General features: G+C 53.2%; 20 protein-coding genes. 9 read left to right on the top strand and 11 right to left on the bottom strand.

Going from position 1 to position 20239, the window contains the following annotated elements; genetic code table 11:
• Both VGJ94_18730 and VGJ94_18725 read left to right on the top strand, forming a co-directional pair.
• Positions 1-252 (top strand): hypothetical protein (locus VGJ94_18730; GenBank protein ID HEY3278659.1); only part of this gene is annotated, 252 nt, incomplete at its 5' end.
• A 22-nt stretch (positions 253-274) separates the two neighbouring features.
• Positions 275-541 (top strand): hypothetical protein, encoded by a 267-nt coding sequence (locus VGJ94_18725; protein HEY3278658.1) that lies wholly within the window; start codon positions 275-277, stop codon positions 539-541.
• Here VGJ94_18725 and VGJ94_18720 read toward each other — a convergent pair.
• From VGJ94_18720 to VGJ94_18695, 6 genes are all read right to left on the bottom strand, one after another.
• On the bottom strand, positions 538-885 hold the full coding sequence (locus VGJ94_18720; GenBank protein ID HEY3278657.1) for a hypothetical protein: 348 nt from the start codon (positions 883-885) through the stop codon (positions 538-540). The genes VGJ94_18725 and VGJ94_18720 overlap by 4 nt on opposite strands.
• Before the next feature lie 388 nt (positions 886-1273).
• On the bottom strand, positions 1274-2608 hold the full coding sequence (gene der / locus VGJ94_18715; protein ID HEY3278656.1) for a ribosome biogenesis GTPase Der: 1335 nt from the start codon (positions 2606-2608) through the stop codon (positions 1274-1276).
• A gap of 6 nt (positions 2609-2614) precedes the next feature.
• On the bottom strand, positions 2615-3775 hold the full coding sequence (locus VGJ94_18710) for an MFS transporter (protein ID HEY3278655.1): 1161 nt from the start codon (positions 3773-3775) through the stop codon (positions 2615-2617).
• Positions 3762-4328: a CoA pyrophosphatase gene (locus VGJ94_18705; GenBank protein HEY3278654.1), complete on the bottom strand. Its 567-nt coding sequence runs from the start codon at positions 4326-4328 to the stop codon at positions 3762-3764. The genes VGJ94_18710 and VGJ94_18705 overlap by 14 nt, the downstream gene beginning before the upstream one ends.
• A 108-nt stretch (positions 4329-4436) precedes the next feature.
• On the bottom strand, positions 4437-6863 hold the full coding sequence (locus VGJ94_18700; GenBank protein HEY3278653.1) for an ATP-binding protein: 2427 nt from the start codon (positions 6861-6863) through the stop codon (positions 4437-4439).
• A 145-nt stretch (positions 6864-7008) separates the two neighbouring features.
• Positions 7009-7764, bottom strand: coding sequence for an SDR family NAD(P)-dependent oxidoreductase (locus VGJ94_18695; GenBank protein HEY3278652.1), 756 nt, complete (start codon positions 7762-7764; stop codon positions 7009-7011).
• Between the two features lie 198 nt (positions 7765-7962).
• Here VGJ94_18695 and VGJ94_18690 point away from each other — a divergent pair, with 198 nt between their 5' ends.
• The 4 genes from VGJ94_18690 to VGJ94_18675 all read left to right on the top strand — a co-directional run bounded on the left by VGJ94_18690 (position 7963) and on the right by VGJ94_18675 (position 11618).
• Positions 7963-8709 (top strand): DUF4197 domain-containing protein, encoded by a 747-nt coding sequence (locus VGJ94_18690; protein HEY3278651.1) that lies wholly within the window; start codon positions 7963-7965, stop codon positions 8707-8709.
• Positions 8710-8745: 36 nt separating this feature from the next.
• Positions 8746-9171, top strand: coding sequence for a large conductance mechanosensitive channel protein MscL (mscL, locus tag VGJ94_18685; GenBank protein ID HEY3278650.1), 426 nt, complete (start codon positions 8746-8748; stop codon positions 9169-9171).
• A 297-nt stretch (positions 9172-9468) separates the two neighbouring features.
• Entirely contained in the window at positions 9469-11001 is a 1533-nt protein-coding gene (locus tag VGJ94_18680; protein HEY3278649.1) for a GAF domain-containing protein, read from the top strand.
• A 65-nt stretch (positions 11002-11066) separates the two neighbouring features.
• Entirely contained in the window at positions 11067-11618 is a 552-nt protein-coding gene (locus VGJ94_18675) for a hypothetical protein (protein HEY3278648.1), read from the top strand.
• A gap of 739 nt (positions 11619-12357) precedes the next feature.
• On the opposite strand, the gene VGJ94_18670 is transcribed toward VGJ94_18675, so the two are convergent.
• The gene (locus VGJ94_18670; protein HEY3278647.1) at positions 12358-12960 is read right to left on the bottom strand and encodes an HD domain-containing protein; all 603 of its coding nucleotides are present in this window, start codon (positions 12958-12960) and stop codon (positions 12358-12360) included.
• A 279-nt stretch (positions 12961-13239) separates the two neighbouring features.
• Here VGJ94_18670 and VGJ94_18665 point away from each other — a divergent pair, with 279 nt between their 5' ends.
• The gene (locus tag VGJ94_18665; protein HEY3278646.1) at positions 13240-13938 is read left to right on the top strand and encodes a lysophospholipid acyltransferase family protein; all 699 of its coding nucleotides are present in this window, start codon (positions 13240-13242) and stop codon (positions 13936-13938) included.
• A 4-nt stretch (positions 13939-13942) separates the two neighbouring features.
• Here VGJ94_18665 and VGJ94_18660 read toward each other — a convergent pair whose 3' ends face one another.
• Entirely contained in the window at positions 13943-14545 is a 603-nt protein-coding gene (locus tag VGJ94_18660; GenBank protein ID HEY3278645.1) for a Yip1 family protein, read from the bottom strand.
• A gap of 226 nt (positions 14546-14771) precedes the next feature.
• Between VGJ94_18660 and VGJ94_18655 the strand changes: the two genes are divergently transcribed.
• The gene (locus VGJ94_18655; protein ID HEY3278644.1) at positions 14772-15077 is read left to right on the top strand and encodes a hemerythrin domain-containing protein; all 306 of its coding nucleotides are present in this window, start codon (positions 14772-14774) and stop codon (positions 15075-15077) included.
• 32 nt (positions 15078-15109) lie between these two features.
• Here VGJ94_18655 and argJ read toward each other — a convergent pair whose 3' ends face one another.
• From argJ to VGJ94_18640, 3 genes are all read right to left on the bottom strand, one after another.
• Complete coding sequence (gene argJ, locus VGJ94_18650) at positions 15110-16264, bottom strand: bifunctional glutamate N-acetyltransferase/amino-acid acetyltransferase ArgJ (GenBank protein HEY3278643.1); 1155 nt, start codon at positions 16262-16264, stop codon at positions 15110-15112.
• A gap of 2 nt (positions 16265-16266) precedes the next feature.
• On the bottom strand, positions 16267-18870 hold the full coding sequence (gene secA, locus VGJ94_18645; GenBank protein HEY3278642.1) for a preprotein translocase subunit SecA: 2604 nt from the start codon (positions 18868-18870) through the stop codon (positions 16267-16269).
• Positions 18871-18957: 87 nt separating this feature from the next.
• On the bottom strand, positions 18958-19428 hold the full coding sequence (locus tag VGJ94_18640) for an HAD family hydrolase (protein ID HEY3278641.1): 471 nt from the start codon (positions 19426-19428) through the stop codon (positions 18958-18960).
• Between the two features lie 231 nt (positions 19429-19659).
• On the opposite strand from VGJ94_18640, the gene VGJ94_18635 reads away from it, so the two are divergent.
• Positions 19660-20239, top strand: a 580-nt coding sequence (locus VGJ94_18635; protein HEY3278640.1) for an HAD-IA family hydrolase, incomplete at its 3' end; no start/stop codon positions are given.

The following is a 20239-nucleotide window of genomic DNA, read 5'->3' as shown; positions in this document are numbered from 1 at the left end:
TCCAAAGAACTCGAAGAGAGCGAGGAGATTGAAGGATATATCCAGCGCTACGACGATACTACTTTCTGGGAAAAGCTGATTTACAATCTTGCCCGCCGGGATATGGAGAGGAAATACGGCTCGCGGGCCATCGAGCGCATGTCCGCCGAAGAACACCTCACGAACGAGCAACCTTTCATCGAGCACTACGAAAAGGAATTCGAGAACAACGGCCTCAGAAATCTTATGATCAAGCCCCCGAAATCGAACTGAGGGCTTGCAGGGTCGCCTGTGTATGGACTCTCCACCCGAAAACCCCTTCAGTCACATTGAAGTAGAGTGTGTAAGCAGCTACAAAGCGGAAGAACGGCCCGTTGCCTTCATTTTCGAAGGCCGCCGACGCGAGATCGCCGAGATCACGGACCGCTGGTACGAGGGAGAAATCGATCCCACCCGTCCGATAGTAAATTATTACAAAGTTCGCACCACGGAGGGCGACCTCTTTCTCCTTCGCTATCTCTCCCTCTTCGACGACTGGTCAGCCATGACCGCGTCGCCTTAATTCGCGGAAGACCTGTCTTCAGACTTCTTTGAAAATGGCGGGGTTCTGAATGCCCCTGCCCCCGCCGCTCCCAGAAGTCCCGCGGCCGCAACGCCCGCCGAGATCCCCATGACTTCCGGCGCAGCCGCAATAATCGCACCGGTTCCCGCAGCAATCACCGCCACCCCCATGATAGTATTATAGGAAACCCCCTCCACCGCCTTACCCCCCGCCGACCCTGCCGCCCCCCGCGCAACCCCCGAAACCCCTTCCAGTCCCGACCTGTCCACAGTCTGACAGACTCCATCCAAGGACCAGCTCAACACCGCCGCAAGAATCAACACCGAAAAAATCACAAGCCGCATAAACTCCTCCTAAATAGACCTCTAATTAGTTTATCGCCTCACCCTTCCGATTCTTAATAGAGGGTGGGGGGCCTTTTAAGGGTGTATTCCTTCGTAAGTAATTGCTTTAATTGCGGTAGTTTCAGGTTCCGCTGCCACAGGCAGCCGGAATGCTCTTGGAAGGTTGGCGGTACATCGGAGCGTCACGGTCGCGGGCAACGACTGAGATGGTAACGGAGACCGTTCTCTTCTTCTATGTTTTCTGCATAATTGAAAGGGCGGGGAGTAAAAGGGATGCAGGTCCTAGGCGCGGGCAATCCGGGGCACGCAGGCGTACCTCAGGTACGTCGGAGTGTCACGGGCTGCCCGCAACGACGGAGATGCGCCCTTAGACTCGCCGCTTTTCCTTTTAGGACTTCTTTTTGAAGACCAACCGGATGGGTGCCCCATGAAACCCAAAGGTATCCCTCAGCGAGTTCTCCAGGTACCGTTTATAATGCTCCTGTATGAGCTCCGGGTGGTTCGAGAAGAGAATAAAGGTGGGGGGCAGGGTCTTTGCCTGATTCACGTAATTGATCTTCACCTCCGCGTTTCTCTGCCGCGTGGGGTTCAGTTTCTGATAATAGATCTGAAATGCCTTGTTCAGCTTTCCCGTGTCAATCCTTGTCGAAAGCTGACGATATACCATAAGGTCCGTCTCGAGGATGCGCCCCATGTGGGCGCCTGTCAGGGCGGAAGTAAAAATCACGGGAGCAAAGGATGCATGGGGGATCTTCTCAAGCACGGCTTTCCTGTATTCCGTCTCTGTCGAGGTGCCTCTCATGAGGTCCCACTTGTTCACCACCACGCATATCCCTTTCCCCTGGCTTACCACGAGATGGGCGATTGACGCGTCCTGGTGGCTGATGCCCTCGGCCGCATCGAGCACGAGGTTCACTACCGTCGCCCTCTCGATAGTTCTCAATGCGCTCGCTACGGAATATTCCTCTATCTTTCCCTCTATTTTCGCTTTCCGCCTTAATCCGGCCGTGTCGACCAATGTGACCTCGTGGCCCTTGAAGAGGACGGTGGTATCGATGGCGTCCCGGGTAGTACCCGCCACCTCGCTTACGATCATCCGCTCCGCCCCGAGAAGACGGTTGATGATCGAGGATTTACCCGTGTTGGGCCTCCCCACCACGGCCACCCTGATTCCCTTTTCCGGCTCTTCTTCGGGTGCCTCTTCCTCTTCGCCGCCTTCATCTTTCAGGGTGCGGGCCAGTGCGACCAGGTCTTCGAGGAGATCATCTATGCCCGTCCCGTGGAGGGCGCTCATGGTGTAGAGGCGCTCCACGCCCATAGTGTAGAACTCAGAGGCATCCATTACCTTCTTCTGCGTATCTACCTTGTTGGCCACATAGAAGACAGGTTTTTGATATTTTCTGAGGATCTTGGAGATCTCGTCATCCTGGGGAAGCATGCCGTCTTTGGCGTCAAGAACAAAGAGTATGATCGCCGATTCCTTCATCGATTCTTCGATCTGCTTCTTGACGAGGGGGAAAAAACCTTCATCTTTCGACGGCTCGAATCCTCCTGTGTCGACCAGCACGAACTCCTGACCGGAATAGTCGAATTCGCCGTAATTCCGGTCCCGTGTCACCCCGGGGATGTCTTCGGTTATGGCTTTCTTGTAGCCTATCAGCCTGTTGAAAAGAGTGGACTTGCCCACATTGGGGCGCCCTACGATGCTCACGATCGGTTTCACGATTAATTATCCTTTATATTTTAAGATAAGGCTCAAGATAAAGCCCGCCAGGGGAAGAACAAGGATCGACTCCAGGGCCATGGGCACCCCGAAGTGGTCGGCTACCACACCGAGGAGCGTCACGCCGATGCCTCCGGTGCCGACGGCAAATCCGACGGTCAGGCCGGACGCGACTCCGAGCCGGTGAGGAAGGAGCTTCTGGGCCATAACCACCGTCACGGAAAAGGTCGATATGAGGAACATTCCCACCAGTCCGAGCACCACGAAGAGGAGCCAGCTCTTTGCAATGAAAGGCACGAACATGAGGGGCAGCACGAGGGTAGCGAGGAACATGGAAGTGCGAAGAAAAAGCTTGTGACCCACGCGGTCGGCCACAGGGGATCCGATGAGGGTCCCGAGGGCGCCGGAGGCAAGTAAGGTAAAGACGAGCTTTCCCGCGAAAAGGGGCTCTCCTTTCAGGTAGTCGATGTAATAAAACGGTATGTAGGCAACGAGCCCCACCTGGGTCCAGGTCCTCATCACGATCACGGCGATGAGCACGATAAGAGAGGACCACATGCCTTTCGGGGCCGCTTGGGCAGCCGCGGCTTTTGCGTCGGGATCCTGGGTGGGGATGGCGATAGCCTTCTTGTTAAAAAGGATAACGACGGTCATGAGAAGGCTGGGCAGGACAATCACGGGCAGGGAATTGAATCCCAGGTATTGGATAATACCTATGGCAAAAATGGGTCCAAGGGCGAGACCAAGGTTGCCCCCGACCGAGAAAATGGACATTCCCGTGGCGGCCCTCTCGCCGGTGAAGAAATGGGCCGTTTTATACCCCTCGGGATGATAGGCGGCGATTCCGAGACCCGATAGGGCGGTAAGGGCAAGGACCAGAGGATAGATGCCCACGGTTGAGACCAGGGCAAGGCCGATGCCGGCGCACAGCAGACCCAGGGGCAGGAGGACGGCCTTTTCTTTTTTATCGGAGTAAAAGCCGAAGAGGGGTTGAAGGACCGATGAGGCAAGGTTGGACATAATGAGAATGATACCCGCCATGGCATAGGTGAGGGAGAGCCTGACCTTGAGGAAGGGCAGTATGGCGGGAAGGGCCCCTTGATAGATATCTACCACCAGGTGCCCGAAGGAGAGAAGGATGAGCACTCGGAGGTTAAATTTTTTCATTCCCTATGATTTCCTTGAACTCCAGAAGGATACGGCACGTGGCGCCCCAGATCCTGTCGCCCTGATAGAAAAAAGATGGGACTTTCTCCATCCTCCTGCCTTCATGCTCGACCGTCTCCAGATGCGGGATTGTTTCACGGAGGTAACCGATAGGCAGAGTGATGATACGCTCCACCTCTTCCGGATTGGTTTTAAACTGATACGGATAAGGTATAATCCCCACGTAGGGGGTGATCACAAAACCGGTAAGGGTAACCATATCGTCCATCTTACCTATGATCTCCACATCTTTCGCAGATACCCCTATCTCCTCGCAACATTCCCGAAGAGCCGTATTCATGGTGTTCCCGTCATCATCCTCGCACATTCCGCCCGGAAAAGAGACCTCACCTTTGTGGATTCTTACCTTGTCGCTTCTCTTGGTGAGGACGATAAAATCGGCTCCGTCTTTCTCGAAAATGGGCATCACGACCCCGGCGCAGATGGCCTGGGGCGCCGCAATTTCCTTTGCATGATAGGCTTTCAGCCTTTCGCGGATAAGGGTAAGCATCATGTATTCTAGCAGGTTAGGTCCGGGAAAGCAATTTTCGTCCATCCCCGGATGTGAAGATGACTTGTGGTTTCTCCCCGATATTTTCAGGCCTTACCGGAACCGGAGGCGTTACTCCTCCATGGTTTTCGGGGCGATATCGTCGCCGTTTTTCTCCTTCTTCTTCTCGAGTGATTCGGAAATCTCGGTGAGCCTTTTGGCGACGAGAAAATTGATGGTCCCTTCCGGATACATCCCGTCCTCCTGAAGCTCTCCGGCGGTCATGCCGGTCAGTATCTCGAGGCCCTCTTCCATCTTATCTATCGTGTATATGGCGAACTTCCCGTCTCTCACCGCTTCGGCGATATCTTCTTTGAGCATGAGGTTTTTTTCATTCTTTTTCGGAATGATTACCCCGTTGCTCCCGTTCAAGCCCCTCAATCTGCAGAGGTCGAAAAAGCCTTCTATCTTCTGGTTCACCCCGCCAATGGGCTGGACATCGCCGTTTTGGTCCATGGAGCCCGTCACGGCTAGATTCTGCTTCAGGGGCACTCCGGAAATGCTCGAGAGAAGGGCGTAGAGCTCGGCGCAGGTGGCGCTGTCACCTTCGATCATATCGTAGAGCTGCTCGAAAGTGATAAAGGCGGACAGGCTTATGGGGCTCTTCACTGCATATTTGGCGCCGAGATAACTCGATATGATGAAGATCGCCTTTTCGTGGATCTTCCCGCTCATCTTTGTCTCGCGCTCGATATTGACGATACCGGCCTTGCCCGTATAAGTCCTGGCCGTGATCCTCGAAGGCTTTCCGAAGCTGTAATCACCCGTGTCGAGCACGGCGAGACCATTAATCTGACCTACTTTCTCCTCTTCCGTGTCGATGATAAGGGTGCCGTCGAGCATCATCTCTCTGATTCTCTCTTCCACGCGGTTGACCCGGTAAGTCTTTTCGACTACCGCCTGGGTTACATATTCCGCCCTTATTACGTCGCTGCCGGCCTTTTTCGCCCAATAATGGGATTCCCGGACCAGATCATTGATTGCGCTGAATTTCGTCGAGAGCTTCTCCTGGTGGTCGGCAAAACGTGAGCTGTACTCGATTACCCTGGCGACTCCGCCGGGGTCGAGGGGGAGGAGGTTCTCCTTCCGCTGGCACTGGGCGATAAAGGCGGCATATTTTTGGACATTTTCTGTGGTCCGGTCCATTCTGCTGTCGAAGTCGGCCTTAACTTTAAATAGCTCCCGCGACTCCTCGTCGAGGGAATAGAGGAGGTAATAAATGTAGGGATTCCCCGTGAGGACTACTTTCGCATTAAGAGGTATGGGGTCCGGTTTTAATGACGCGGTGCTGATGAGCCGGTACTGCTCCAATACATCCTCTATCTTGATCTCCCTGTTCTTCATGGCCCGCTTGAGGGCGTCATAGGAGAAGGCATTCCTGAAAAGGTCCTGGGTATCGATGACGAGATAGCCGCCATTCGCCCTGTGTACCGAACCGGCCTTGATAAGGGTGAAGTCGGTGGAGGCCATGCCGTAGGAGACCTTATACTCGATCCTTCCGAAGAGGTTCAAATAGGTGGGGTTGCTCTCGAACACGACGGGGGCGCCCTTCTTGTCGCCGTTATTTACAATCACATTGACGGCATACTTCATAAATGACGGTTCTTGCTTCGGCATCTTGAGGAAGGGCATCGGCGAAGGCTGCTCTTCCGTGGTCTTGAACTCATCGAGGTGAGAGAGTATCTCTTCCTTCACGTTCTCGAGGTATGCGACGATCTTCTCCCGGTCCGTATATTTATTCTTCAGCGTTTCAATGAAGGGACCCACGATATCGAGTCCGATCATTCTTTCGAGCTTATTGAGCATGTCCCTCACGAGCTTCTCCGCATCCTTGAGGATACGTACTACGTCGTTGAGCTTCTCCTGGAACATCTTGCCCGTTTCTTCGAGCCTGCTCCTGGCTTTTTCATCGAGGGCATCGAACTCTTCCTTGGTGAGGACCTCCCCGTTCTCTTTGACGGGCACGATAAGGACGCCGCTCGGGCCCCTCTTCACGCTGAATCCCCTTCCCTTGGCCTCCTCATCGAGCCTCGACAGGTATTCGGTCTGCTTCTGCTGGAATTCCTCGATGACCTTATTTCTCTGTACCTCGTATTCCTTTGACTCGAATGCCTTCGGGATCTCTATTCTCAGGGCGCTGATGAGGTCTTCCATCTCCTTCTGAAAAATTACACCCCTGCCCGGCGACAGGGATACGGCGATCGAGGTATCGGGATCTTTGAAATTGTAGACATAGCACCAGTCTTCGGGTGTCTCTTCTACCGCGGCTTTCTCGTTGAGGAGCGCCATGATGGTCGTCATCTTGCCTGTCCCGCTCTCTCCCAGGGCAAAGATATTGAACCCGTCGCTGTCTATACTGAGGCCGAAATCAATGGCTTTCAGTGCTTTCTCCTGGCCGATAGTCCCCTTAAATTCGGTAAGGTCATTGGTGGTACTGAAGGGGAAGATGGTGGGGTCGCATTTGTTATAGACATCCTCAGGCTTTAATTTCGTGATCATCTACGCCTCCTTCTTTTCCGGTTCCGTCTCACGTCCCTTCGGGGCGCCTCCAGTCGCAGAGCTTTGTCTTATTATTTAATCTAATACCTCCGGCCTGGAACCACCAGATAGAGGAGTGTTAAATTGCAAACTTTTTTGATTTCCCTCACCTCATCCAGCTTCCGCCGGTCACGCAGATGGTCTGGCCGGTTACATATTCACCTTCGTCGGAAACGAGAAAAAGCACCGTATTCGCCACATCCTCGGGCGTCCCTTTCCGGGGGTAGGGTATGTTCTCATACATCCTCTCTATCTCATCTTCAGGATAAATACGGGGGATAAATTCGTTATAGATAAAACTGGGCGCAATGGTATTGGCCGTGATGTAATGAGGGGCGGCCTCCATGGCAAGACAGCGGGTAAAGGCCATGACGCCCGCCTTTGCAGCCGCATAATGGGCGTGACCCGCTTTCAGACCCATAAACCCCGCCACCGAAGTGATGCTCACGATGCGTCCCGAGTTCTGTTTCATCATCGAGGGCAATACGGCCCGGCAGCAATAGAAGGTTCCCTTGAGGGACGTATTGACCACCAGGTCCCACACGTCGTCCGTCATTTCGGCCACCTGGCACGGACGGTTGGTCCCCGCATTATTGACGAGGATATCGATCCTGCCGAACCGCTCGAGCACCCTTCCAACCATGTGGTCGACCTCGCTCCTGTCGGTCACGTCGCACCGGAGCCCCAGGGTATCGACATTGAACTCATCCCCTATGGCCGCGGCTGCGGCAATGCTCCTGTCTTCATGGGCATCGGAGACGACCACGCGGGCCCCTTCCTTCGCCAGTCCGGCGGCAATCGCCCGGCCGATGCCCGCCCCTGCGGCGGCGGTCACTAACGCGACTCTATCCTTAAGTTTCATATTGCCCACCTCCGCCCATATCATACAAACAATGTTTTCCGGGACTCAAGAAGAAAAACGAAGTGAAGGGCCCGTAAACAGTTGACGGAGAGTACGGGAATGGTTGCTAATTTCAGGAAAAGACTCTATATTGGAAGCAGACCCATACATGCGGCCTTGTGCATCGCATAAGGGAAAACGGACACTCCGGAGGAAGCAATGAAAAAAACCGCCCTCTTCTTTTTTGTGCTCTTATTCTGTACCCTCTGGTTTTCCTTTGGCCACGCCGCCGGCTTCGAAGACTTGATGAAGGGCAGAAAGCTCCCTTCCACCATTCCTTCCACCGTCCCTTCGGGTTCGAGCCAGGATAATGCCACCACTGCATCGGGCCTCAAAGAGGCCCTTCAGGTGGGCACTGATAATGCCGTGAAGTCGGTTTCAAAACCCAACGGGTATTTCAGCAACAGTCTCATTAAGATCCTTATGCCCGACAAGATCCAGCGGGTGGCGGATGCACTGGGGAAAATGGGGTACCAGAAACAGGTCGACGACTTCGTCCTCAGCATGAACCGGGCAGCGGAGAAGGCGGCACCCAAGGCGACGGCCTTGTTCATGGACGCCATAAAAAGCATGACCTTCGACGATGCGCAGAAGATCCTCAAAGGAGGCGATACGGCAGCCACACAGTTCTTCAAGCAGAAGACGTCGAGTAAGCTTTATGCAGAGTTCAAGCCCGTGGTCTCCTCGACCATGGATCAGGTGGGCGTGACCCGCTCGTACAAGGAAATGATGGGCAAAGCCGAGTCCGTTCCCTTCCTGCCGAAAGAGTCGGTCGACCTCGACCATTATGTGACCAATAAGTCCCTTGATGGTCTCTTTACCATGGTAGGCCAGGAGGAAAAGAAGATCAGGACCGATCCCGCCGCGAGGGTAACGGACCTTTTGAAGACGACTTTCGGGAAATAATCGCCCGCGGATAAAATTCACGCGAAGGAGGCTGCCATGCTCAAAGAATTCAAGGAATTCGTGACAAAGGGAAACGTGGTCGACCTGGCGGTGGGCATTGTGATCGGCGCCGCCTTCGGGAAGATCGTCTCATCTTTCGTGACTGACGTGCTCATGCCCCCCGTGGGTCTCCTTCTGGGGAAAGTGGACTTCAGCAACTTATTCATAAACCTCTCAGGAACACCTTACGAAACGTTGAGTGAGGCGAAAAAAGCCGGCGCCGCGACTCTCAATTACGGGATATTCATCAACACCTGCATCGATTTTGTGATCATCGCCTTCGCCGTGTTCCTCATCATACGCCTGATAAACCGGATGAGGCGGGTCGAGGCCGCTGCCCCGGACACAAAGGAATGCCCCTACTGCATGTCAAAAATTCCCCTCAATGCCACCCGCTGCCCCCAATGCACGTCGGAGGTGTGAAAGATTCTTTTCGGCATATCTTCCCTTTCGGGGAGAAGTTTCTTGCCAAAAGGCAATTAAGTATTTCCGGGGAAGGACGATAAATGATTCGGAGAGTGGAAAAGGGTTATGCCTCCCATAACCTTATTCCCGACATCATGAGCTTTGCATCGATTGGTTCGTCGTCTTAAGGCAGCATGATTGCGGCCTCAAGGTGTATCACTTTTTCCGGTAATTTCTTATTGTGCTTTCTTTGGTTCACATGAGTCCGGTCACCTGTGTGTAAACGGGGTGTTTCCGCAACTGGGGGGAATAAAGATGACGTCCGAAATGTATACTCAACCGACGCAAAGAGGCTTTGGGAGAAGGAAAGAGGACCGGCTCGTAAGGGATCTCCTCAGGGTGGGCCAGATCATCACCTCTGAAATCGATATGGAGGCCCTCTTCAAAATCATTATAGACGAAACCTGCCACATAATGGAAGTGGAGCACTGCGCCATCTTCGTCCACGATAAAAGAGAAGACGAGCTATGGTCATTTTTTCGCGCAAAGGCAGGTAAATTCAGGACATCCCCCTCGCCCGATTCGGGCCTGGCGGGCTGGGTCTTCACTCACCGGGAGCCGGTTATCGTGAATAACCTGAGGTCGGACCCGCGCTTTTGCCCGGAATCGGGCGCCATGGGAGACCTCAACGGAAGAAACCTGATCGCGGTGCCCCTTATCAATAGGGAGAAACAGTGTATCGGCGTCTACCAGGCGGTTAATAAAAAAGGAGCCGACGGCGAACCTGCCGATTTCAGCGACGGCGACCTCGAACTCTTCTCTTCCCTTTCCTCCTTTGTGGTGATCGCCACGGAAAACTCGAAGGTATATGAGGAGCTTAAACTCCTCGACAAGACGAAGGAGCGGGTAATACATCATATCTCTCATGAAATGAAGACCCCCCTCACGATCCTGTCGGTGGCCCTCAATAAAACAGCCGCAAAGTTATACGAAGGGAATATGGAGACGGTGACGAGGCTGCTCAACATGGGGAGAAGGAACATGGATCGCCTCATGCGCCTTCAGGAGAAGATTGACGACATAGTGAACAAGAGAGTATTCGATCAGGAACTTCTCATTATGGACGTTATTGAAGACGCCTTCAGCCTTGTCGAAATCCTCAAAGAACAGCAGAATGAGCATCAGGATGTGCTGGAGCAGATTGCGCACCATATCGATTCTTTTTACCGCATCCCCGAAGTGAATTACGAGAATATCCCCCTCCATGATTTTCTCAACGCCATCATCGATGAAACCATGGAAAAGGCCCATCAAAGGTCTCTCGAGATACTTACTTATCTGGAAGAGGGGACTTCGATTTACATGGATAGGGAGATATTGACAAAAATATGCGCCGGGTTACTCAAAAATGCGATCGAAAACACCCCTGACGAAGGAATGATCGAGGTGCGTTCCCTCATCTCGAACCAGGGCCTCGTGATCGAGGTACGGGATTATGGGGTGGGTATTACGGATGAGAACCAGGACGTCGTATTCGGCGGCTTTTTCCATACCCAGGACACGCCCTCATATTCATCCAAACAACCTTTTGATTTCAATGCCGGGGGTTCGGGCGCCGACCTGCTCAGAATAAAGGCCTTTTCCGAAAGGCTCGGTTTCTGCGTCACCATGAGAAGCAGCAGGTGCAAAAAGATACCGGGAGACGCGGATGCATGCCCGGGGGCAATCAGCAGGTGTCTCAATAAAAACGGGGCCGGTGAATTCAGCTGCATGGATTCGGGAGGAAGCACCTTTTCAGTCCGGTTTCCGCGCAAATTCATTGCTGACACCGCGAGGCTCACGCCCTGACTTTGACCGAAGCCCTTTTCATGATATAGACTCTTATCAATCAAAATCGGCAGGGAGGAAGCAGCATGGCGGCAGAGGGAGTAATCGATCTCGATCAGGAACTGCAGGGCCTTTTCAACAAGGAGGAGATGCGCGCCTTCTTCGATGTGACGGTCTCCCTCGGCAATGGACGTACCGCATCAGGCATATGCAAAGTATCGGAGCAGAAAACACATGAATCGGGTTCTACCTATTTCTCTCTTCTATTTCTTATAGACGTGCCCGAGGGGATTACATGGACTGTAATCGACGCGATAATGTCGGCCGTAAAGTGGAATGAGTTCCAAAAGTATCTCATTGATACGGAAAGCGTCGTCTCCATGTCCATCCCGGGAAACATAAAAGACTTATATATAAGGGAAACCTACGTATATGTGCGACCGCCCCGGATCCCCGATGATGACTATATCAGAATCCTCCTCTATCCTGCGGTGGGAAGAGTGACGGGATTCGAGACAGGGGAGCCGGTTCTCTGGGACAATACACAATTTCCCGCCATGGCTGCCGGCGAAAAAAAAGATAAAACCGAGGGCTATCCCCCATCCCTCGCCAAGCTGAAGCGCCTTTTACAGTCCTAGCCCGACTCCCCGGCAAGGAATGGTTCTTCGCGTCCGGGAGGACCGCTGAAATCCTCAACAGGTGCAAAGGCAATAAATGGAGCAAGAAGCACGGCGAGGGCCGTGGGCAGGCTCTTCGGCATCAGGATTTGATTCTCCTTATTTTCTTAATCTGAAGCTCCCATCACGAATATGCACCCTTTCAACCTATCAGAAGACAGTTCTTACGGTCAAGTCAGCTCCATGACCAAATTTGCTCCCTGTGACCTTCGTCACCGACAATGACATTCTTTCTCCTGTAATATGAACAAGACGCTGAGTTTCAGGAAATCCGTACCGGAACACCATCAGGAAACAGGGTAAGCGCCAAATGGGCTCGAATCTGGCGGCGCAGTCAGGACCAGGTGTTCGGCTGACTCCGGACAAGTACTTACCATCGACCCCCTCGCGCTTACTCCTGTTTACCTCAGGAATTGCGATTGAGACAGGAACGAGTGAGACAGAATTTGAGCTTGAGTCCGAACAGTGAAGACTTCGATCATCATGGAGCAAAAACGTGCCTTTCCTGCCGCCTTCTTCATTCTCTTCAATCTCCATGCCCGTATAGAAGCGATATATATGTGAGCGCCGTGAGGCAATGGGAGGCAGGGCTTTTTCTCGATCAGGTCCTCGCTCCACACGTGAGGCACAAGGCAGGAGAGATTGCCGCCCGATGCCATGCTTTCATTCGTGAGCCGGTGTAGAAAAGGTTAACTGCACTTCAGCCCTTTTGGGCCATACTCATTTCAAAGGCCTCTTTCGCCATAGCCCTGGCAAGGGGCAAAAAGAGCCACCCGTCGATCGTCCCCCCGAGCCATTCGAGGTAGCTTCCCCTCTCGATATTAAACCGGATATGATCGATTCCTACGCCTGTAGGTGTATACCGCCAGAGCTTATCCGAGTCCTTCACCAGCGAGTCGTTAAGTGAGGTTGCATAATGGCGCGAATCATGGCCGTCGATAATGGCCATAATCTCCTCTGTGTTATCTCCGTCATAGCCGAGCGACCTCAGTATTTCTCCCGCGATCCGCGCCCCCTCTACTTCATGGAGCCTCAGGGCCTCCACATCGTTGGCCTTAGGCCCGAACGCGCCGAGCTGCTTCTCCTCAGGCACCATTTTCCACCCCACATCATGGAGCATCACCGCGGGCAGGACCACACCCTCGCGCGCATCCGGATAACCGGCGAGCAGCCGTCGCGCAAATCCGCAGCAAATGGAAGTATGCACCTCATTCTGGCGCGTATCGAGATACGCCTTCGCCGCCTCACATATCCGGTCATATACGGTTTCCATAAGTCCTCCCCGCTCAATACTGCTTCTCATTTTTTACCACCTATAAAAGGTGATGGCAACGGCATGTAAAACGGCCGCCGAGTGCATTCCGTGAGCTACTGTCGAAAAATAGTTCACTATCATCGTCGTCAAACTATCCCGATCGCTCACTCCTGACCGCGGGCCTTCCGTCCGCATCCTTTAAATAATCCATTATTTAACTGCCGCCGGGCTGCGCTGCTCGACTGAACGAGAAAGAGCCAAAAAAATTAAAAACAGGTTCCAAAGGTTCTTCAATAGCATTATAATCTAAACAGGACCAGGACCCATATGAGAAGAACTATCCCTCTCCTCAACCTCATTTTCGCTACCGTCTCTTTGTCTCTTGTCGCCCTTCTGATCTCCCCCTTCGATCGCAGGGGGGAAAGAGTCAACAAGCTGGGCCGGCTCTGGGCAACTCTACATCTCAAGGCCTGCGGCATCAGGGTCTCCCTGGAGGGGGCCGAGAACCTGTCCGACCCTCCCTATATTATTATGTGCAATCATCAAAGCACCCTCGATATCTTCGCCCTCCTCTCATCGGTCCGCCTGTCCTTCAAATGGATCGCCAAGAAAGAACTCTTCTCCGTGCCTTTCCTGGGCTGGGCGTTAAAAGCCGGTAGGAATATCCCCATGGACAGGGCGCATCCGCGAAAGGCCCTGACCTCCGTAAACATGGCAGCGGCCATGATACAGGAAGGAATGAACATCATCATCTTTCCGGAAGGGACGTGGAGCACGGACGGCGTGCTTCTGCCCTTCAAGAAGGGCGGCTTCTCCCTTGCCCAGCGCACCGGCGTCCCCATAGTCCCCGTGGGGATCAAGGGAACAGGCCCCCTGCAGCCGGAAGGATGCTTTGTCCCCAAGGGAAGAGGGACGATCGAGATACGCATCGGAAGCCCGATCCCGGTCACCGGAAAGGGCCCTCCCGCAAGGAGCCGCCTCCTCCACGAGGTGCGCGGCCATATCGAGCGCCTGACGGGAATTTAACGGGCTATAATCCCCCTGCCATCCCCGCCACCCTGGCGCCGGCCAGAAAGAGCCCTCCCATGATCGATATGGTGATCATCACGAGAATCGTGACCGCCACCACGACCACCACATAACCCGTCTTTTTTTCCGCAGGCGTCTCCATCATAAGGGGGAGTCCGAGAAAGAGAAGATAAAGGGAGTAGAGTCCCAATATCCAGGAGATCGTCCCCAAAGGGGGAAAGATATTCAGAATTCCCGCAACCCAGACCGGGGTAAAAGAGTAAACCACCGCTTTCGCAGCCGCGGTCATATCTCGTCTCGAGCCGAAATGAGGGGCCACCATGGCGGCGATATAGGTAGTGATCAAGACGCCCGCAAGGGAGAGGATATAGGAAAGGACAATGTGGCCGATGCCGTGAATGACGGGCTGCCTCCACCAGCCGATGAAAGGCACTCCGATCCCGATCAATGAAAGGCCGATAAAGGATGCGACCGAGGGAATGACGGCAAGGATGCATGCGTAGGAGGTGAAAAGCTCCGCCACCGTTACTTTTTCCGACCTGATTGTCTCCCATGTTTCGCGGGGTTTCAATATGATCGCCTTTGCTCTTTCAACCAACTCCATGGAGAGGCCTCCTCGAAATAGTTTAGTAAAGGCTCCAGGTGACGTGTATTCAATCATGTACCATAATAGATCTCTTTTGGCTATTGTTTCCGGGTGGCACCCTGTGCGGTGATCCATGGGAGGGACAATATCCCCGGGGCCGGGGTTTCGGGGTTAAGGAAAGCAAGGGGCCGCCGATAAATGCTAAAAGGGCTGGAGTTCTATCAAAATAGGCGAAGGAGCTAATATGGCATTGATGGCATGGAACGACAATATGAGCGTCAATATAAAGCTGGTGGACGGCCAGCACATGAAACTCGTTGAGCTGCTCAATGAATTTCATGATGCCGTGAAAGCCGGAAGCGCGCGGGGGCACAGGCACGAGCATCAGGCCCTGACGAAAAGAACGCGGGAGATCAATCAGCGCTTCATAAAGGGGGATATCGTGACCAATTCCGAGACCCTGATATTTTTGAGGGACTGGCTTACCACCCACATCCTGGGTTCGGATAAAAAATACGGTCCTTTCCTGAATTCCAAAGGGGTATACTGAAGATACAGCCGGGCGGCGGTTCGGTTACAGGCTCAGGTCCTGTAGGCCGCGTTAATCTTGATGTAATCGTAGGTGTAATCCGTGGTCCACATGTCAAAGGATGATTTCCCCTCGTGAAGATCAACGATCACCTCTATCTCTTTCCCGCTCATGAGGTTTTTCATCTCCTCTTCGTCAAAGGGAACTTCAACGCCCGCCTTCGCGAGGACATGTCCCTGAAGGGTAATCTCTATCTTTGATGGGATCAGGGCAACTCCGGCATCCCCTGTCGCGGCAATAATGCGCCCCCAATTGGGGTCTGCCCCGAAAAATGCCGTTTTGGTAAGGGGAGAGATGGAGATCCTTCGCGCGATCTTCTCTGCCGCCTCTTTCTTCTTCGCCCCTTTGACAATAATATGAGCGATTCTCGTAGCCCCCTCTCCGTCCTTCACGACCATCATGGAAAGCTCTTTGAGGACCGATGACAGGGCATCCCGGAATCCCTCGAAGCCCGTTTCGTCCCCCTCCCCGGTACCCGTGAAAAGGAGTATCGAATCATTGGTCGAGCATTCTCCGTCCACCGATATCCTTTCAAAGCTTTCCTTCGCCGCATGAACGAAAGTCCTGTGGAGTGCGGCCGGCGCAACGGGGAAATCGGTCACCACAAAGGCGAGCATGGTGGCGAAAAGGGGGTTTATCATCCCTGCTCCCTTGGCAACACCGGTCATATGGTATTGCTTCTGCCCTTTGAAGGTCGCATGGACTACCTTAGGAAAGGTGTCTGTGGTCATAATCGCCTTGGAGAAGGTGTCGAGATGGGAAGACTTGAGGTTCTTCGCGAGAGACGGGAGGGCCTTTACTATTACATCCCGGGGAAGCCGTTTTCCGATCACCCCGGTGGAGGCAAAAAGTATCTCTTCCTTTTTCACGTCGAGAAGGGGCGCCAGACTCACACCTATGGCGGCGAGGTCCGCGATGCCTTCTTTACCGGTACATGCATTGGCGCAGCCGCTGTTCACCAGGACAGCCCTTACGGGTGACGCTTCGAGCTTCCGGTTATAGAGTATGTGGGCGGCCTTTACTCGGTTTCTCGTATAAAGGCTCGTGACGTGCATGCCTTCTTTAAAAAAAAGGAGACCGAGGTCCGGGTTTTTACCCTTGCCCTTGATACCCGCGGCTACTCCTGCAAATTCAACCCCTTCTACCATCTCTATTTTCCGCAGCACCTTTTGTATTTTCGTCCGCTGCCGCACGGGCAAGGGTCGTTTCTTCCTATTTTCTTTTCCTTCTCCGAGATATCGGGTTCGCCGCCTTTATTGGTGAACATAACCGGCTCCTCGTAGGTCAGCTCTTCGCCCCGGGCAGGCTGGACGGCGAACATCTTCTTCACCGTGTCGTACTTCACCTGATCGAGCATTTCGATGAAGAGCTCGTAGCTCTCCCTCTGGTACTCCCGTAAAGGATCTTTCTGCCCGTAACCCCTGAGCCCGATGCCCTCCTTCAGGTGATCGAGGGCGAGGAGGTGCTCTTTCCAGTGATTATCGAGGGAATTAAGGGTGATAAAGTGCCCGATTGCCCGAAGGTCTTCCTCTCCGAAAGTCTTCTCCTTGGCCTCGTACACGGCAGCCACTTTTTCACGCACGCGGTCGTAGAGTCCTTCCCTCGTAAGGTCCTTTACAGAAGGCAGATCGATGTCGATGTGAAAAAAGAACGCCTCGTAGACCCTGTTTCTCAGGGAGACCAGGTCCCACTCTTCCGGATAGACCTTTTCGGGGGCGCATTCAAAGACGATCTCTTCGCAGACCTCATCCATCATATCAAGGATACGCTCCTTGATATCGCTGTCTTTCATGATCTCCCTGCGCATGCCGTAGACTGTCTCGCGCTGTTTGTTCATCACGTTGTCATATTCGAGGAGGTATTTCCTGATCTCGAAGTTATGGCCTTCCACCCTCGTCTGGGCGTTTTCAATGGCTTTCGTGATAAAAGGGTGCTCTATGGGCATATCCTCTTTCATGCCAAGCTTCGCGAGCATGGGGGATACCTTGTCCGATCCGAAAAGCCTCATGATCTCATCTTCGAGAGAGACGTAAAACCGCGAAGAGCCGGGATCGCCCTGACGGCCCGCCCGCCCCCTCAACTGGTTGTCGATTCGCCTCGATTCATGCCTTTCCGTGCCGAGGATATGGAGGCCACCGAGCTTTATTACCTCTTCCTTCTCTTTTTCACAGATTTTCCGGGCCTTTTCCAGGGCCTGATTATATTCCTCTGTCCCCGTCTGCCCCTTTGCCATGGCCAGTGCGAGAGACTGGGGGTTGCCGCCCAGAAGGATGTCGGTCCCTCTACCGGCCATATTCGTGGAGATGGTGATCGCCTTGAGACGGCCTGCCTGGGCCACGATCTCCGCTTCCCTCTCGTGAATCTTCGCATTCAAAACGTGATGGGCCACGCCTTTTCTCTTGAGCATCTCCGAAACTTTCTCCGACTTATCGATGGAGAGGGTTCCCACAAGTACCGGCTTGCCGCTCTTATAATGCTCCTCAAGCTCTTCGATTACGGCCTTGAATTTCTCTTTCTCAGTCCTGAACACAGTGTCGGGAGAGTTTACCCGTATGAGTGGCTTATTGGTGGGTATGACCATGACGTCGAGGTTATAGATCTTCTTGAACTCCACCGCCTCCGTATCCGCGGTGCCTGTCATGCCTGAAAGCTTCTTATACATCCTGAAGTAATTCTGAAAGGTCACGGTGGCGAGGGTCTGGTTCTCCCGCTCGATCTTGACGTTCTCTTTCGCCTCCAGGGCCTGGTGAATCCCGTCGCTGTAGCGTCTGCCCGGCATGAGCCTTCCGGTGAACTCGTCGACAATGATGACCTGGCCTTCCTTGACGATATAATCCACATCGCGCTTGAACAGGTGGTGGGCCTTGAGCGCCTGGTTTACATGGTGGAGAAAATCGACATATTTCGGATCGTAAAGGTTCTCGATCCGGATGAGCTTCTCGATCTTGGCAACCCCGTCTTCAGTGAGGTACGCGCTCTTCGCCTTCTCATCTATCATGAAGTCTTTCTCTTGCTTCAACTGGTAGATGATGCGATTGATCTTGTAATACTTATCCGTAGATTCTTCCGCGGGGCCTGAAATGATAAGCGGCGTCCTCGCCTCGTCGATGAGGATGCTGTCTACCTCATCCACGATGGCATAGTTGAATTCCCTCTGGGCGCATTCATCGATGCTGTACTTCATGTTGTCCCGGAGGTAATCGAAACCGAACTCATTGTTCGTCCCATAGGTTACATCGCAGCCGTAGGCGACCTTCCTCTCGTCGTCGTCGAGGCCGTGAACCACGGTATCCACGGAAAGTCCCAGAAAGTTATAAATGGGGCCCATCCACTGGGCATCTCTTTTTGCAAGGTAATCGTTTACCGTCACCACGTGGACGCCGAGGCCCGACAGGGCATTGAGGTATACGGGCAGGGTGGCTACGAGCGTCTTGCCTTCGCCTGTGGCCATTTCGGCGATCTTCCCCTCGTGAAGCACGATGCCTCCGATCAACTGGGAGTCAAAATGCCTCATTCCCACGGTCCGTCCCGCCACTTCCCTGACTACGGCAAAGGCTTCGGGGAGAAGGGAGTCGAGGTCTTCCCCTTGTGCGAGCCTCTCTTTGAAATAGGGAGTTTTCGCCTGAAGCTCGCTGTCGGAAAGCGTCCTGAGCCCCTCCTCAAAGGTGCGGGCCTGCTCTACCTGGGGCTGAATCCTCTTAAGCTCCCTTTCGTTCTTTGTGCCTACGATTTTCTTTAGAATTGTACCGATCATATCAATATATTATCATAAAGAGTGGGTGTTTGTCACACGACCGGGACCCCGCCTGACGGCGGGGTGTTACGGTTGTCTTGAAAAAGGCTAGTCTCTGAGTGTGGCAACCAGTCTTTCCGGATGGAGCACGATACCGAAGGCATCGACTACATTCTTGACCACAAGGTCTGCTTCTTTTATGATAAGGGCATTACATCCTTCTTCCCCTATGACTCCAATGCCGAGGGCCGCTTCCTTGAGCATCATCGCATCGTTTGCCCCGTTCCCTATGGCGACCACCTTTTCAGGTCCCAGCTCCTTGATGATTCTCGCCTTCTCTTTGCCGCTCTGGTCTTTTCCGACCTTGATCACGCTGAAGCCTATGGTATTCCCCTCGTTGTCGATGTTTCCGTAACTGTCGGAGGTAATGATAAATACCTTGATGTAACGCGAGACTTTTTCCATTATGTCTTTCACGCCTTCTTTCAACTTTCCGTCGAAGGCGCATGTTCCGTTATAGTCCACCACCAAATACTCTATATCGAGGTCTCCCCAGCCTGGAATGGAAACACTGATCATAAATACCTCCTGTGCTTTATTCTTACCGTATTGTAGCATATATTACGACATATAAATACAGATTTTCTCCTTGATTTTTTGCCGAATAATATTTAAATCATTGCAGTTAGCGCTCGGTCCGATGATTAAAAGCCTCTTGAGGCCAAATAAAAACGGAACAAATTCAAAGGAATGCACCTTTCTTCTTTCCCCCCGGCCGAAATACCACGTTGACGAATAGAAGAGGTACGGATGACGGCAAAGAACAAGAATGATGTGGAGTGCGTGATCTATGATTGCGACGGCGTGCTTTTCGATTCCCTCGATGCGAACCGCCGGCTCTACAATAAGATAGCCGCGGCAACAGGCAGGGGAGAGCTGAGCCCGGCCGAACTGCAGTACTGCCACACTCACACGGTCTATGAGGCGATACGCCACCTCTTTCCGGGAGATGCCGGGAAGGAGAAGCAGGCGCTCGAAGTGTTAAAGAACGTCGACTTCAGGGAATTCATCGTCTTTCTCAAGATGGAGCCTAATCTTATCGAGACCCTGGAGGGGCTGAAAAAAAGAGGGATCAAGAGGGCCATTTGTACCAACCGGACCACCTCTATGAAGCATGTGGTCGAAAAATTTTGCCTTGCACCTTATTTTGACATGGTGGTCACTGCCCTCGACGTGGAGCATCCGAAACCGCACCCGAGCGCAGTCGAAAAGATCCTCCAGGAATTGGGGGTGGAAAAGGAGCGCGTGTTTTTTCTCGGAGATTCGGAGGTGGATCGGGAGACCGCCGTCAGTGCGGGCGTCCGGTTTATCTCTTATAAGAATTGTGAGA

This window comes from Syntrophorhabdaceae bacterium, assembly GCA_036504895.1.
GTDB lineage: Bacteria > Desulfobacterota > Syntrophorhabdia > Syntrophorhabdales > Syntrophorhabdaceae > PNOM01.
The sequence above is the reverse complement of the archived record's forward strand: the minus strand, read 5'-3'. Positions and strand labels throughout refer to the sequence as shown.

What these genes read in the sequence shown, in the direction of transcription:
- VGJ94_18690 (HEY3278651.1), top strand. Translation starts at nt 7,963, where the DNA reads ATGAAAAAAACCGCCCTCTTCTTTTTTGTGCTCTTATTCTGTACCCTC.
- VGJ94_18665 (HEY3278646.1), top strand. Translation starts at nt 13,240, where the DNA reads ATGAGAAGAACTATCCCTCTCCTCAACCTCATTTTCGCTACCGTCTCT.
- VGJ94_18670 (HEY3278647.1), bottom strand. Translation starts at nt 12,960, where the DNA reads ATGAGAAGCAGTATTGAGCGGGGAGGACTTATGGAAACCGTATATGAC.
- VGJ94_18675 (HEY3278648.1), top strand. Translation starts at nt 11,067, where the DNA reads ATGGCGGCAGAGGGAGTAATCGATCTCGATCAGGAACTGCAGGGCCTT.
- VGJ94_18725 (HEY3278658.1), top strand. Translation starts at nt 275, where the DNA reads ATGGACTCTCCACCCGAAAACCCCTTCAGTCACATTGAAGTAGAGTGT.
- VGJ94_18680 (HEY3278649.1), top strand. Translation starts at nt 9,469, where the DNA reads ATGACGTCCGAAATGTATACTCAACCGACGCAAAGAGGCTTTGGGAGA.
- VGJ94_18660 (HEY3278645.1), bottom strand. Translation starts at nt 14,545, where the DNA reads ATGGAGTTGGTTGAAAGAGCAAAGGCGATCATATTGAAACCCCGCGAA.
- mscL (HEY3278650.1), top strand. Translation starts at nt 8,746, where the DNA reads ATGCTCAAAGAATTCAAGGAATTCGTGACAAAGGGAAACGTGGTCGAC.
- VGJ94_18640 (HEY3278641.1), bottom strand. Translation starts at nt 19,428, where the DNA reads ATGATCAGTGTTTCCATTCCAGGCTGGGGAGACCTCGATATAGAGTAT.
- VGJ94_18710 (HEY3278655.1), bottom strand. Translation starts at nt 3,775, where the DNA reads ATGAAAAAATTTAACCTCCGAGTGCTCATCCTTCTCTCCTTCGGGCAC.
- VGJ94_18695 (HEY3278652.1), bottom strand. Translation starts at nt 7,764, where the DNA reads ATGAAACTTAAGGATAGAGTCGCGTTAGTGACCGCCGCCGCAGGGGCG.
- VGJ94_18705 (HEY3278654.1), bottom strand. Translation starts at nt 4,328, where the DNA reads ATGATGCTTACCCTTATCCGCGAAAGGCTGAAAGCCTATCATGCAAAG.
- VGJ94_18720 (HEY3278657.1), bottom strand. Translation starts at nt 885, where the DNA reads ATGCGGCTTGTGATTTTTTCGGTGTTGATTCTTGCGGCGGTGTTGAGC.
- secA (HEY3278642.1), bottom strand. Translation starts at nt 18,870, where the DNA reads ATGATCGGTACAATTCTAAAGAAAATCGTAGGCACAAAGAACGAAAGG.
- argJ (HEY3278643.1), bottom strand. Translation starts at nt 16,264, where the DNA reads ATGGTAGAAGGGGTTGAATTTGCAGGAGTAGCCGCGGGTATCAAGGGC.
- VGJ94_18655 (HEY3278644.1), top strand. Translation starts at nt 14,772, where the DNA reads ATGGCATTGATGGCATGGAACGACAATATGAGCGTCAATATAAAGCTG.
- VGJ94_18700 (HEY3278653.1), bottom strand. Translation starts at nt 6,863, where the DNA reads ATGATCACGAAATTAAAGCCTGAGGATGTCTATAACAAATGCGACCCC.